The sequence below is a fragment of the Desulfosporosinus acidiphilus SJ4 genome (genome assembly GCF_000255115.2).
GTDB lineage: Bacteria > Bacillota > Desulfitobacteriia > Desulfitobacteriales > Desulfitobacteriaceae > Desulfosporosinus > Desulfosporosinus acidiphilus.
The window spans coordinates 3,095,532-3,109,576 of the sequence record NC_018068.1 but is presented as its reverse complement, the minus strand read 5'-3'; the positions used below and the strand labels follow the sequence as shown (position 1 = coordinate 3,109,576).

The following is a 14,045-nucleotide window of genomic DNA, read 5'->3' as shown; positions in this document are numbered from 1 at the left end:
AGGTAAGATTAAATTAAATTATTTTTGGATCTTTTAGCTTCAGACCTTGGAAAATGGAGGATTAGTCATGAAGATTAGTTTTTTTGGTGCAGCTCAAGTAGTAACTGGATCATCATATCTCGTGGAATCCGACAAATCACGAATTTTAATTGACTGTGGAATGTTTCAAGGCTCTAAGGCTCTTAAAGAATTAAATTATGGAGACTTTCCTTTTGATCCTGCAAGCCTGGACGCTGTTATTTTGACCCACGCACATACGGATCACTCAGGTATGCTGCCAAAATTAGTGAAAGCAGGGTTTAAAGGGAACATTTGGGCTACTCCTGAAACCATTAAGCTGTGCTCGATAATGTTGCCGGACAGTGGTCACATTCAAGAGATGGAAATTGAACGAAAAAATAGAAAACGCTTGAGAGCAGGATTAAAACCTTTAGTACCGATATACACCGTTCAAGATGCCTTGGATAGTCTTCCGAATTTTCGGGCAGTATCGTATCACGAAAATGTCGAACTAGTCCCTACAGTATCCTTTGAATTATATGATGCCGGTCATATTTTAGGTTCGGCTCATGTGGTGCTTCACGTTAAAGAACCTGACTTCAATAAATCGATTGTTTTTTCCGGCGATATTGGGAATGTAAACCAACCCTATCTCGAGGAACCCAGCATTTTAAGTGATGCAGAAATGGTTATTATGGAAACAACCTATGGGGATCGTCTTCATGATGACGGCGGGAAAAAGACAGATCGTGAGGAGCAGCTCGCCGAGACGATTCGTTCTACTTATGAGGCGGGGGGGAATTTAGTTATCCCTGCTTTCGCTATTGAACGTACGCAAGATCTTCTCTTTTATTTGCGGAAACTGCAGGATGAACATAGAATACCGGTTCTACCTGTGTATATAGATAGTCCCTTAGCAATTGCGGCAACCAAGATATTTCAAGAAAATACAGAACACTTTGACTTAGAAACGCGTGAGTTAATAAAACATGGAAGTAGTCCGCTTACTATGGCGAATGTGCATTTCAGTCAGACAGCAGAAGATTCTATGGCTCTTAACGAAATTGAAGGCGGGGCTATTATTATTGCTGCTAGCGGAATGGCAGATGCCGGCAGGATCAAACACCATTTAAAACATAATTTATGGCGCAATAATGCTACGGTATTGTTTGTTGGCTTTCAGGCTCAAGGAACTCTTGGCAGATTACTTTCCGAAGGAGCAGAAAAGGTTACTATTCACGGAGAGGAAATAGCCGTAAAAGCTCGAATACGTCATATGGATGGTTTGTCGGCTCATGCCGATCAGGCCGAACTTCTTCACTGGCTTTCTCTTTTAGGGAAAAAGGCAGAGCAAATTATTCTTATTCATGGAGAATTAGAAGCACAAGCAGCTTTTTCTGCTAAAATTCAAGAAACATTTGGGAAGACACCTCTCATTCCTCAGTTAGGTGAAGTATTTGAGTATACTTCTCATGAATTTATCCGACATATTCCCGAAAAATCATGGTTAACGGAGGATTCTTCGGTTATCTCCGGGGAGACAATACCATCACCATCCGTTCCTTCTGAGAGCCCTCTGAAGAAATCTTGTTTACAGTCTGCACCTTTGCCGACCAAACGGACAAGCCGTAAGGAACCGCATCATTCTCGAGCTCAGGTTAACAAGGCTTACCTTCGACTTCGACATCATCTTAAAAAGATTATTGATGAAGGCAATCGTTCCCGCAATTTCGATCGAGTTGTGTACTTACTTGACGGTTTGACACATTGGCTTGAAGAACATGATCAGGCAAATCGTCGTTAAACCATTTCAAACTCGGCGGTTTGGCGTTTTATTCCTGCAAGAAACCGCAGTGTTTCTTCACGTCGTTTAATAGCTATCCGTTTTCCTGATTTTGTGGAGACTTTATCCGGCAAAGCATCTGCAAATAGTCGGGCCCTTTCGATTGCCTGCTCTGGAGTTTGGATTAATTCATCATGGCCTACAAGACTGAATAATCTCATTAAGCCGATATTCCCCAAATTATCTAAGATGTCTGATTCACGTATATAAACCGCTTCATCACTGCGGCCAGGTTCCGAATAATACATGTGATTTTCAACGGCATCTAAAACCAAGGGTATTTTATCTTGTGGGAAGTTCATTTGTTGTAAAAGGTTTACAGAGACTCCTTTTGACCGCAAAGCATGATCAACATTTTTAATAGCATAAACGGGGTATTTTCCCGTGTCATGCAGCAGCGCAGAAGCAAATAATACCTCGTCATCGAGAATCAAATGCGAGGAAAGTTCTTTTGCCAAATGATAGACCCTAAAGCAATGCTTTGTTCCCCAGGCGGGATGAGCACCAGATTTATCCACAATTTGAATAAGTTCTTGACGGAACTCCATAAATTAGCCTCCTTGTTTCTTTTGAGAACTATATACGCCAAAGGAAGAGAAATATCCTCCTAAATATTGGTAATATATTAGGTGCTAATGACACTTAGATATCGTTTATTCGATATATAAAGGGTCAGGTCTTTGGTTTTTAAGAAGGAAAATAGTTTAAAAGCATGAATATTCTAGGAATATTTTGATAGATATACAGGGAGTGATATTGAAATGAATAAGGTAAGTGTTTATGGGAGCTTTACACAAGCTCTTTTCTTTTCCGGGGTTGTGTCCGTTCCAAAGTATCTTTTAACCCACTATAAAATGCTCGATATAACAGATAGGGAAGTCATGGTATTAATTCAGATTCTCTGTGAAGCAGAGACAAATCCCTACCCGACTCTGACTTCTTTAGCTGCGCGTATGACTGCGACCTTATCTGAAATAGAAGAAAGTGTAGGTCATTTGGTTGAACGAAATTTACTGGCAATTGAGAGGTATTGGAATCCCACTGAGGAAAAGTGGTCAAATTGTTATCGCTTTGTTGGTTTAATAGATGAACTTGCGGAAATGTGGGCCATAGAACGCTCTCAGCAATTAGAAGAAGAACGTACATTAAGTCAAGCTCAATCGATGGCCTTTACAAATCCAGCCAAGAAGTCTCTGGAGAATTTAGTACGAGTTTTTGAACAAGAACTTGGCAGACCCTTAACAGGTATCGAGTGCGAAAACTTGGATCGGTGGTTGGCAACTCATTTTTCCGAAGAACTCATTATTGAAGCGTTGAGACGAGGAGTTAGTGCGGGAATTCGAAATTTTCGGTATTTGGACTCTATACTTCGAGAATGGGAGAAGAAAGGACTTAGGACAAAAGCCGAAATTGAAGCTGAAGATGCCTATTTTCAATCTCGCCAAGAGAAGAAGGTTTCAAGATCAAAAAAGCAAGTCCCCAAAACTTCCCCAAACAAATATGATAATTTTTACCTTTAATCTAGGAGCTTTAGTCGGGAGTGATTAGACATGAAACACATTAATGAGATCTTAAACGTCAAAGCAGACGTTTCAATACCTTCACATAGCAAGGAAACCAAGGAAATAGTTCAACCTACTGCAGCATATAAATGCCCGCTTTGTCAGGACCGAGGCATTCTGCTCGAGGGAGATGTGGCATTTCCCTGCAGTTGTATGAATTCAAAGAAACTGGATAATCAATTTCGTACCGCTCGGATATCTCGGGAGCTAAAGAAATGCCGATTTGAGAACTTTAAGCTTGATTACTACCTTTCCCAAACCGGAGATCAAACTCATTACGAAACAGCCATAAAAGCTTTAGGAGCCTCCCGGAGTTTTGTGGACGAATATCGAAAAAATCCCCATATCCTGGGAATCATGTTTTCGGGCCCAGTAGGGTCTGGAAAAACGTTTCTGGCGGCTGCTATTGCCAATGAGCTTATGGATGCGCAAAAACAGGTCCTCTTTTTAGTAGTGCCTGATCTTTTAGATGAATTGAGAGCAACCTATAAATCGGAAGTCAATGAATTGGATTTGCTAGATACGGCCAGAACGATACCAATTCTAATCCTAGATGATTTAGGTGCCCATAATTACACTGATTGGACAAGGAATCGATTGTATTCAATTATTAACTATCGCATGAATGAGCAACTTCCCACTATTTTCACTTCAAATCTTACGCTTGAGGAAATGGAAGAGTATTTAGGGGTTCGTACTACTTCGAGAATTATTCAAGCATCACGTATTTTTCGCTTAACCGTTGAGAGCGATATTCGTCATCAGAAATATCAAGAGCGGGAAGGTAGAGTCAAAAAATAACTTAAATATTTTTAGATTTTATAAGAAAATTTTTAAAAGCTATGCATGTCTTTAAAGGGACATGCATAGCTTTTCTATAGAATAAATTTGAAAAAGGAGGATGTCAGCTTTGACTAAAATTATAGCTCTTAACCGTAAGTACCTCGTGATGGTGACCAGTGTCCTAATAATTTGTCTGATTGGTATAGCAGGGTTCTCACTTTGGCAAACAAAGCAAACTAGCGGAAATAGCGCTAAAGGCACACCGGAAATTCAAATGTTGGGGGTAACTGTAGAACCCGCAGTGGTTGTGAAAGATCTATCTTATGGTAATGTTACCTTAAAAGGTGCACAAGTAATTACCAGTAAAACGTTTGATCTAATTGTAACTGTGCAAAATAATACTGCCAAAAAGATGACCAATATCCCGGTTGAATTGCAGGTTTCTTTACTGGGAGATGAAACTAAAAAGGTTATTTCTCCCGGTGTATTGCCTTCATTAGAGCCCGGAGCTAAGGCTAGAGTTGCTTTTCGTCAAATAAAGTGCTTAGGAGATGCCTTAGGAAAAAGTGCGACAGCCGGACAACATTTAATGAGTGTACGAATTAAACCTAATCCGGTGGGCGGCGTTGACCAGGCTACTGAAGCAAGCTTCCGTTTTGTGGTTGACACTACTGTTAAGGCTCCGGCAACCGCTAATAAGCAATAGTCTTCTTTTTCCTTCGAACTTTTGTTTACTCCATTCTAGAGTGTTATAATACTCTAGAGGTGAGACGGTTGAATATAACAATATTAGTAGATCTACATACCCATACAATTACTAGTGGACACGCCTATAGTACCATTTCTGAAAATGCCTTAGCTGCTTCTCGTAAAGGATTACAATTGCTTGGAATGACAGATCATGGTCCCAGTATGCTGGGAGCACCATCTTTATATCATTTTGGGAATTTATCTATTCTGCCGGAAGAACTTTACGGAGTCCGTCTATTACCAGGAATAGAGGCCAACATTATAAGCCATGAAGGAGAGCTGGATCTGCCGGTAAACTATTTAGTTCGGATGAAACTTGTTTTAGCAGGTCTTCATGTACAATGTTATCCTGGAGGCACTATTGAACAAAATACGCAAGCTTATATTAACGCTATGAAAAACCCTTTTACCGATATGATGGTACACCCAGGCAGACCTGAATTCGAGCTGGACCTGGAAAAGGTTGCTTATATGGCGGCTCAATTAAATGTCCCAGTGGAAATCAATAATAGTTCTCTTGCGTCGGGGAAAAAAGAAACTCAGGAGAATTGCCACCGCTTTGCAGGCTATATGGCTAAATATAAAGGTCCCGTTATCCTGGGAAGTGATGCTCACTTTTGGGATCGGGTGGGAGTATTGGATCGCTCTCTCCATTTAGCTCAAGAGGTTGGAATTAAGGAGGAACAAATTTTCAATACCTCACCTGAACGCGTTCTTGCTTATTTGGAAGAACGACGTCAAAAGCGTTTTACGGCCAAGCAATAAATAGGTGGTTATATAATCTCCGGGAATGTTTTAAACCTGTGTTTAGAACAGAAATAGGATTTAAAGAGGGCTGTGAGCCTTCTTTTTTCATTTTCTATCCATTTCTTGATAGATTGTTCCTATTGATAAATTAATTAATATTTGTTTCCAAAAAAAAATTATAGTACAATGAGTTTTGTGGTTAAACTACAAGTATCTGAGAAGATAAGAAAAGGACGTGTCGGAGTTGTTTAATAAAGAAAGACAGTTCGATCGCGAACGTATAGCGGGAGCTGTGATCATTTTAAGCATATTAGTTATCTTCCTGTCAATGGTTGGCATAAAGCTCCTGGATGTTAAAGTCTCAAATATCGAATTGGTTGATGGCGATTTGTATACTGTTGTTACTGGTAATGGACCAGTAAATTTTAGCAAAAACGATATTTTGCGGATAGAATATACTGATACCAAAGCAGGTTTAACCGGGACACCTATAGAGCTCGATAAAATATATACGACAAAGGGGTTTATTTATTTTTCCTCAATAGATCCTTTTTATAAAATTGGTCAGCAGATCATTCAATCTGTTGAAGATAAAAATAATCTAAAACCTGTTTGGATTTTACCTGACAAAAGCCCGATATCTGGTTCGACCACCAATGAATTACAGAATGCTAACCTTAAATTGATTCAGCCTTTTAGTTATGCTATTGGAACCCCTGGGAAGTTTATCCCTATTGTTTTTGCCTTATTATCTATACAATATTTAGCCTTTGCTTTTGGAGGAATTGCTCTATTTGTTCTCGTCTTTCCTCTAAGAATTGATTCTGTCAAATATAATCCTGCCGCGAGTCAGCAAGATCCTGAGTTTTGCGCCAATGAAGATCATATTGGTGCGGTAGCAAAATAAACTATAAAAGAAAACGCTCCTGCGAGCGTTTTTTAATACCATCGAAAAGTATTAACTTTGGTGGTATGCCGTAAAAAGGGCTATACGTGCGCAGACAGTGTCTTGGTTGGCACCAGCCAAGTTTTCTTTAAAAGCAGGTAAGTACATAGTTATGTCGAAGAAATAATAACATTATTCAAGGTTAATTACGGAAGTGAAATGGGTGAAATTCTTTGAAAAGGGCTATCTTAGTTTCGGGAAAAGCTTCCTTAAATCAGGAAATTAAATCTATGCTGCCCTTGGCTAATTATCAACTTCTAGCTTCAACTGACAACGGTATGGAGGCCCTTCGTTTTATTCATCGTTATGAACCGGATCTCGTAATTATGGGGTGGAATCTTCGTGGCTTAAGTTCATCGGAAGTTCTCCAAAATCTCGTGCTGCAACACCTTTGCCCAATAGTAGTTGTCTTAACGCAGGAAGAACATTATGTGCTTCCAGAAGTCATAGAAGCAGATGCACATCATGTCATTGTATACCCTTCGCGCGTTTTGGAAATGGTAGCGGGTATACAAATGGCGGAACATCGTTATCAGCGTGAATCAGAACATTATCAGCAAGTACAGCGTATAGAAGAAGAACTCAAGACTCGGAAGATTATTTTTCAAGCGTTATTATGCATCATCCAAAAACGGGGTGTTACCGAGCAGGAGGCTTACAAGTCGCTTCGCGATCAGGCGATGTCTACCAGAAAATCCATGAGGACTGTAGCTCAAGAAGTTCTTAAAGGCGTGTGGCTGCCTGCATAGATTTACTTTTAAACTGTTGGAAAAAGGAGATGATTTTATTATGAAAGTTAAGGTAAAATATATTAAAGGAATGTACTTTCAAGGTGAAGGAAGCTCGAAAACGATAACTCATATTGATACAGCGATAACTGCCGGTGGTTCAGGGCATGGCTCCAATCCTATGGAACTTCTTTTAATGGCTATTGCGGGCTGCAGCGGTATGGATATCGTTTCAATCCTAGGTAAAATGCAAGTGAAATTTAAACGATTTGAGACAACAGTAGAAGGGGAACGGTCCAGCGATCATCCCAAGGTATTTAAAGATATTGAAGTTGTTTATAAGTTTTGGGGTGAATCTCTTCCCGAGGATAAATTGCGTCGGGCTGTTCAGCTCTCTATGGACAAATATTGCAGTGTGGCCAATATGATTGATAAAGCAGCTAATTTGACCTATAGGATTGAAGTGAATCCCGATCAAGTACAGCCTTGAGAGTCGTTCTTTGAACGACTCTTTTCTAGCTTTTTGGGTGAATTCTCCAAAGTATAATCCTAAGACAATCCTTGATTGAATTACTATGTTTTGTTATACTAGATACGGCGTTATGGGTGTAAATTTGTGATGAATGAGGATGAAGAATGTCAATTTTATTGATGGCTTTAAGAAGTATATTTATTATAGCGGTCATACTTTATTTTTATTATTTTTCCAAGCGAAAAAATCATCAGGTTACACTTTATTTATGGACTATCATAATTGTTGGTATGGCTTCCGGGCTCTTTATCCAACTGATTGAGGTATATCAGCGAACGGCTCAGTGGTCTTCTATTCAGTTTAGCATATTTTTTTATTTAGTAATTATAGTTTATTCTATCTGGAAGTTGATATCGGAATTTAAAAAACGAGGTCAATAAATGACAAAAGGTCAATAAGGGTTCGAGGCCGCAAAAATGCGGCTTTGTTTTTTACACTATCAGTAACCTTTGGTTGTATACTGCAAGAAGAGCTAATTCGTGCGAAGACAGTGTCTTCGTCTTCTAGCATAAGTGCAACTAACCTGCCGCTTTCGCCAGAGGCTTAGCGCCAGCTAAGTTTTCTTTAGAGAATTTTTTAATTTATTTTATTTTATTTCTATCCATAGATAAATGGAGAAGGGGAAAATAATACTTATGAAAATGAAAAAAAAGCGAACAATTAGATTCAAGAAGATTTTAGCCTTTCTGGGCTATAATCTTATCCTTGCAGTAATTCTTGCGCCTTTTGTTTTGTTCTGGGGACCATTTCAGGCACTTAAAACCGTAGCGGTAGGTTCTGTTTATACCTCGCGTCATCCACAGGTTGTTAAAGCCTTTTTATCACAGGATGAAATTAATAAAATTATGGACAGTAACTATGATAAAGGCGTTTTAAGCGGGCAGGACATATCGCGTAACAGTGTTGTCAATGATGCCAGCTCGGGTATAACAATCGAAGACATCAAAGGTCCAAGTTTTAAGGGAAAAGTTATGTTAATTAAAGATCCTAAACGCGTGAAATTAGCCGTAACAAAAGAAATTGGGACCACAGGGGAACGAGTGAGCGATCTTGTGCAAGATATGGGGGCCATTGCAGGAATTAATGCGGGAGGATTTTATGATCCTAACGGAAAAGGTAATGGCGCCTTTCCTGATGGATTGACTGTTCAAAATGGTAAATTGGTTCATAATAATGTCGGGAATCAAACTGTAAATATCGTTGGCTTTGATGATCAAGGAAAATTAGTGATCGGAAATATGACTGCGAGTCAATTGGAAGAAAAACATATTCAACAAGCTGTTTCCTTCGGACCGAATCTTATTGTTAATGGACAAAAGGTGATATCGGGAGATGGAGGATGGGGTATCGCCCCAAGGACGGGAATTGGGCAAACGGCCGATGGAACCGTAATTTTCGTAGTAATTGACGGTCGTCAACCTACTTGGAGCATTGGAGCGACACTGCGGGATCTCATGAATGTTTTTAGTGACTATCATGCAATCAATGCGGTTAATCTTGATGGCGGTTCTTCTTCTGAACTCGTCTATAATGGGAAAGTCCAAAATAAGTTGTGGGATATTTTTGGCGAACGCTATATCCCGACAGCTTTCGTCGTAACCCCTTAACAAGCAATCCCAGTAAAAAAGGAGAAATCTCATGAAGAAGCTGCGTATCATTGCCATTTGGACCTTAGTTTCCTTATTATTGCAATATGCGGGATACTCATATTTAAATAACAAAGTTCAACAAGTTATTTCCCCGGATCAAGGTACTAAAATAATCACAACCCAGCTTAAAGCAACAATTCCCGGCTCGAACCTCACAAATGTGCAAGTTTCCTATGCCAAGGATTATTTAGCCTATACGGAAGATGGAACTCTTAAGGTTTTTAATCTTCAAAAACAAAAAGTTGTATTTGAGAAAGCCCCTCCCTCCGGCAACGATAAAACCTTGGGAGTTTTAACCTATCAATGGCTGCCGGACAGAAATACATTGCTGTATTTCTATGCTAAGAAAAATCCTAATCCCTATACCTTAGTAACTGTTTATCCCAAGCAAACTGATCCCCAATCATCGGGTCAAACTCCAAAGACGACTGTTCAGACACCAACAACTTCGGAGCCCAAAACCGAAGATCCGAATGAAAAGGCTAATTCGAAAACAAACGATAAAACTACGGGTAAATCTAGTACGAACACCAACACCAATTCAAACACGAATACAAATACCACAAATTCTAATTCTAATTCTAATTCTAATTCTAATTCTAATTCTAATTCTAATTCTAATTCAGCGGCTAAAGATACAACTAAAGAACAGTCTGCTAAACCTTATACCGTGAAACGTTATAACAACCCACAACTAACCGAGTTATATTCTCTCGACCTTCCAGACAGCAATGATGACTCGACTGCACCTGATGATCGATTTAATCAAACGATTGATAACTTCCCTGCCGGCGGAAAGATCGAGGAATTAGTGGTTTCTACATTTACTAATTTGATGTACCTAACAGTAAAAAGTGAGAAATCCGAATTGCTTCTGGAAATTGATGTTATGAAAAATGTGAAAACTTTAAGTAAGTCAGGAGAAAGTATAGATAATATGGCAGCTTCTGATCGCTATGGGACACTTTACCTGGACAGCAAAGTTGGCTATAATCACGAAGTCGTTGCTTTAGATGGTTCTAAGCGTGTTACCATTTCTAAGCAAAATAATGATCAAATTTTAGGTATTAGAGATGGTAACGTCTATATCGGAGAAATAGAAAATAACCATCTTATCAGAGTGAAAACGGCCAATGATCCCAACCACGTAACGAGTAACCCATCGTTTAACACCCTTTGGGAAGGATCAATTCCTTATGATGATTCAGTGCGAACTCTCATTGGAGCAAATGGGCAAGTTGTAGTCTATGATAATCAAACTGCCAATATTATTAGCAATAAAGGCAAGCTCTCAGAAGTTCAATTGAAAGGTGACGAAAATTATGTCTCCGTGGATGGCGCGGAACTTGTACAGCTTACCAAAAATGGGGATTCAACTCTTGCTGAACTCCAGCCGCTAAAATCATAAGTGAAGGAATGAGTAAGACAATTCACAATTAAATCGGTAAAAAAATCGAGGAGCGCTTATCAGCGCTCCTTAATTTATTCTTCTAGTATTCAGATACCTGCCACGGCTCCACTTCTATCAAGAAAGCTTTGTTAGCTTTACCGTCTCTCCAGGCAATAAGTTCACTCTTTTGGGCGGAGCTAACTTCCCTTGAGGTCGATTGTGTTCGGAAAGTTTTATCAGAGTTAGAAAGCTTAACCTTGGGATTGCGAAAATGTCTTTGAGTTACAGGCCTGCAATGGATTAGTTTTACTGTGCCGTGCTTGAGCCACTTTGTAGATTTTTTAGCTGAGTTTCTAAGTTATCAAGTAAGTCCCGCATTTGGTTCATTTGGTCAAGGATTGAGGTAATGGATTGTGATTGATTACTTGGGTTTTGCGATTGGGGCGTAGTGGTTTGCGTCGGCGGAACAGCGCTTTGTCCTGGGGTTGTTGGTTGAGGAGTTCCTTCGCCAAATACTTGGGTTAAGGCTGATCCTAAATTGTCCGTCATCACTAACTTATCTTCGTAAGCGAGTACGACTCGTTTCATTTCTGGGATGCTTCCGCCTTTATCAGATTGGAGATAAATCGGTTCAACATATAAGAAGTTTCCCCCTATGGGAATGGCTAAGAGGTTTCCGCGGATGACACTTGAACCTTTTTGATCCCACAGGGACAATTGGCGTGAAATATCCGGATCCTGATCAATGCGCGATTCAATTTGCAAGGGTCCGTCGACTTCAATATTTTTCGGTAGCTTAAAGAGCAAGAGCTGGCCATAATGTTTTCCATCCATTCGGGCGGCCATCCAAGCCACCATATTGTTACGAGAATTAGATTCGCTGGAAGCAGGTGTAAAGGGCAGTATAAGTACAAACTCGGGTTTTGTTTCGCCGGGAATGGTCATGATCGTATAATAGGGATCAACATTTTGAGGTTTTGCTTGGTAAAGTTCTTTAGCAATGTCCCAGGCATCTTCCTTATTATAGAAGACTGAAGGATCAGTCATATGGAACGTTCTAAGCATATTACTTTGAATCGTGAAAAGAGTTTCAGGATAACGCAGATGACTCTTCAGTGATGGTGGGAAACTGCTGAAATCTTTAAAGACCCCTGGGAAAATGCTCATGTAGGTTTTTAGGATAGGATCTTGGGGATCAACAGCGTAAAAATCAACAGTACCGTCATTGGCATCAATAACTACCTTCACGGAGTTACGGATGTAGTTGAATTCTTGGTCAGAGTATTTATTCGAGTAGGGTAAGGCATCGGAAGTAGTATAAGCATCAATGATCCATTTAAGACGGCCATTATCGATGACCATATAGGGATCAGAATCATAGGTGAGAAAGGGAGCTAACTTTTGCACCCGTTCCTTAATATTGCGATAGATCAGCATTTTGCTATTGGGGGTTATTTCACTGGCAAGATAGAAGCGTAAAGTTCCGTGACTAAGGGAAAGCATGAATTTGTTGAGGGGGGTAAATTGGATACCTGTTTTGCCGGTATAAGAGGTTTCGGCATTAGAGTCGCCCTGAGGATAATCAAACTCTTTAACTGAGGTATCGGCAACCACCCAATCGTTGGTAAGTTCTCCATAGTAGATACGGGGTTCCTTTAGTTTGAGTTCAGGGAAATTAGTGACAGGAGGGATGTCGCTGATTGCAAACGATGGCAATCCCTCGGGACTGACAGCATTGGCAAAGGAGGCGGCGACACCATAACCGTGAGTATACACAAAGTGTAAATTGACAAAGGTTTGAGCCTTAGGGTCTAAGTCGGGTGTTGAGATTTCCCGTGGTCCTAGCATCACTTGGCGGTATTCACCATCAATCGTATAACGGTCGATATCAATATCATTGAACTTGTAATAAAGACGAATTCCTTGTTTTTGGGTGAACGTTTGCAGCAGAGGACGTGTATCATTGAGACGGATATTGTTTAAAGTCCCCTGATCCGCTTTTAACGCGCCCAAGGTAATCGGAGTGTTTCCGGGATAATTTGTTTCAGCGATATGGTCTAAACCATAACCGTAACGAGTCATGGCAATTTCATTTTGAATGTAAGGCTGTTCTTTAGTCAGTTCGTTAGGAATTACAACAAACGATTGCAGCAGAGATGGAAAGATGCCATAGATGAGAATTCCAACGACAACGATTCCGGCAACCGGAAGTGTCAGAAGACGAGGGTCTTTAAATGATTGGGCAATGATAGCTGAGATAAAGCCTATGATGCTGATAACTATTAAAACTTTGAGGGCAGGGAGAGTCGCCGTTAAATCAACGTAACCTGCACCAACAACATGACCATGGACAGAATAAAGTAACTGAAAAATGTTAAGATAATAGCCAAAGGCTTTGAGGGCAAAAAGAATACATATTAATAATGCAAGGTGCCTGCGGGCTCCCGCTGTAATTTCTACCGATCCCTTACGCCAAAATTTTAGGGAATGAAGTTTCAGCACTCTTGTCACAATATAAAAGATTGCCGTAAATAAGGTCAAAAGAAAGAGAGGGCCAAAGAAAGCATTAAATAAAGTTCTTAGAAAAGGTAGTTGAAAGAAATAAAATGCTAAATCCTTACCGAAAATTGGATCGGTTTGACCGAAAGGAGTAGCGTGGATAAAGGATAAAACGTCCAGCCAGCCGGTAAACCCAGCGATAAAGCTCACCCCAAAGCTTACGACAGCCGATATGATGAGCAGCCAAATCGTCACTCTGCGCTGGCTTAGGCTCAAGACAGGTTTGTTCATATCTTGCACCAGACGTAACCTAAGGCGCAGACGTTCATTAACGAAGGTTACAATGGCATGCCGTATGGAAAAAAGAGTTCCGGCAATAAATAAGAAGAGAATCGTTCCGTTGACAGCTTGGAAAAGAACCTTACTTAAGAGCGGTGTCCAAAAGAGCTGTGTGTAACCTAAGTCCTTAAACCATAACCAATCTTCATATAAGCCGCTGGATGCTTTTAGTAAAGCGGCAATTAGAATTAGGCCAACGAGAATTTTGTAAAAACGTTGCAATAGAGAATCCCCCTTCAAACTATAACAATAAATTGTTGTTTCATTAAGCTAGTAT

Annotated in this window: 12 protein-coding genes; 10 read left to right on the top strand and 2 right to left on the bottom strand. The window is 40.0% G+C overall.

Translation table 11 applies throughout. The features are described 5' to 3' along the window. Window positions 1–67: 67 nt before the first annotated feature. Window positions 68–1,804 (top strand): MBL fold metallo-hydrolase RNA specificity domain-containing protein, encoded by a 1,737-nt coding sequence (locus tag DESACI_RS14110; protein ID WP_014827868.1) that lies wholly within the window; start codon window positions 68–70, stop codon window positions 1,802–1,804. On the opposite strand, the gene DESACI_RS14105 is transcribed toward DESACI_RS14110, so the two are convergent. Then, on the bottom strand, window positions 1,801–2,391 hold the full coding sequence (locus tag DESACI_RS14105) for an HD domain-containing protein (RefSeq protein WP_014827867.1): 591 nt from the start codon (window positions 2,389–2,391) through the stop codon (window positions 1,801–1,803). The two genes, DESACI_RS14110 and DESACI_RS14105, sit on opposite strands and share 4 nt — an antisense overlap. A 213-nt stretch (window positions 2,392–2,604) precedes the next feature. On the opposite strand from DESACI_RS14105, the gene DESACI_RS14100 reads away from it, so the two are divergent. The 9 genes from DESACI_RS14100 to DESACI_RS23130 all read left to right on the top strand — a co-directional run bounded on the left by DESACI_RS14100 (window position 2,605) and on the right by DESACI_RS23130 (window position 10,948). Beyond that, window positions 2,605–3,363 (top strand): DnaD domain-containing protein, encoded by a 759-nt coding sequence (locus tag DESACI_RS14100; RefSeq protein WP_014827866.1) that lies wholly within the window; start codon window positions 2,605–2,607, stop codon window positions 3,361–3,363. Window positions 3,364–3,393: 30 nt separating this feature from the next. Beyond that, on the top strand, window positions 3,394–4,206 hold the full coding sequence (locus tag DESACI_RS14095) for an ATP-binding protein (RefSeq protein WP_014827865.1): 813 nt from the start codon (window positions 3,394–3,396) through the stop codon (window positions 4,204–4,206). 109 nt (window positions 4,207–4,315) lie between these two features. Further along, window positions 4,316–4,894 carry a hypothetical protein gene (locus DESACI_RS14090; protein ID WP_014827864.1) on the top strand — a complete coding sequence of 193 codons (579 nt, stop codon included), beginning with the start codon at window positions 4,316–4,318 and terminating at the stop codon, window positions 4,892–4,894. A gap of 74 nt (window positions 4,895–4,968) precedes the next feature. Next, on the top strand, window positions 4,969–5,703 hold the full coding sequence (locus DESACI_RS14085; protein WP_041276524.1) for a phosphatase: 735 nt from the start codon (window positions 4,969–4,971) through the stop codon (window positions 5,701–5,703). A gap of 226 nt (window positions 5,704–5,929) precedes the next feature. Then, window positions 5,930–6,592 carry a hypothetical protein gene (locus DESACI_RS14080; RefSeq protein WP_014827862.1) on the top strand — a complete coding sequence of 221 codons (663 nt, stop codon included), beginning with the start codon at window positions 5,930–5,932 and terminating at the stop codon, window positions 6,590–6,592. A gap of 212 nt (window positions 6,593–6,804) precedes the next feature. After that, window positions 6,805–7,380: an ANTAR domain-containing response regulator gene (locus tag DESACI_RS14075; protein ID WP_014827861.1), complete on the top strand. Its 576-nt coding sequence runs from the start codon at window positions 6,805–6,807 to the stop codon at window positions 7,378–7,380. 40 nt (window positions 7,381–7,420) lie between these two features. Further along, window positions 7,421–7,849 carry an OsmC family protein gene (locus DESACI_RS14070; RefSeq protein ID WP_014827860.1) on the top strand — a complete coding sequence of 143 codons (429 nt, stop codon included), beginning with the start codon at window positions 7,421–7,423 and terminating at the stop codon, window positions 7,847–7,849. A 683-nt stretch (window positions 7,850–8,532) separates the two neighbouring features. Continuing rightward, entirely contained in the window at window positions 8,533–9,498 is a 966-nt protein-coding gene (locus DESACI_RS14060) for a phosphodiester glycosidase family protein (RefSeq protein WP_041276523.1), read from the top strand. Between the two features lie 31 nt (window positions 9,499–9,529). Further along, entirely contained in the window at window positions 9,530–10,948 is a 1,419-nt protein-coding gene (locus tag DESACI_RS23130; RefSeq protein WP_014827857.1) for a hypothetical protein, read from the top strand. Window positions 10,949–11,236: 288 nt separating this feature from the next. Here DESACI_RS23130 and DESACI_RS14050 read toward each other — a convergent pair whose 3' ends face one another. Continuing rightward, window positions 11,237–13,990 carry a UPF0182 family membrane protein gene (locus DESACI_RS14050; protein WP_014827856.1) on the bottom strand — a complete coding sequence of 918 codons (2,754 nt, stop codon included), beginning with the start codon at window positions 13,988–13,990 and terminating at the stop codon, window positions 11,237–11,239. Window positions 13,991–14,045 lie beyond the last annotated feature (55 nt).

What these genes read in the sequence shown, in the direction of transcription:
- DESACI_RS14105 (WP_014827867.1), bottom strand. Translation starts at nt 2,391, where the DNA reads ATGGAGTTCCGTCAAGAACTTATTCAAATTGTGGATAAATCTGGTGCT.
- DESACI_RS14060 (WP_041276523.1), top strand. Translation starts at nt 8,533, where the DNA reads ATGAAAAAAAAGCGAACAATTAGATTCAAGAAGATTTTAGCCTTTCTG.
- DESACI_RS14100 (WP_014827866.1), top strand. Translation starts at nt 2,605, where the DNA reads ATGAATAAGGTAAGTGTTTATGGGAGCTTTACACAAGCTCTTTTCTTT.
- DESACI_RS14095 (WP_014827865.1), top strand. Translation starts at nt 3,394, where the DNA reads ATGAAACACATTAATGAGATCTTAAACGTCAAAGCAGACGTTTCAATA.
- DESACI_RS23130 (WP_014827857.1), top strand. Translation starts at nt 9,530, where the DNA reads ATGAAGAAGCTGCGTATCATTGCCATTTGGACCTTAGTTTCCTTATTA.
- DESACI_RS14110 (WP_014827868.1), top strand. Translation starts at nt 68, where the DNA reads ATGAAGATTAGTTTTTTTGGTGCAGCTCAAGTAGTAACTGGATCATCA.
- DESACI_RS14070 (WP_014827860.1), top strand. Translation starts at nt 7,421, where the DNA reads ATGAAAGTTAAGGTAAAATATATTAAAGGAATGTACTTTCAAGGTGAA.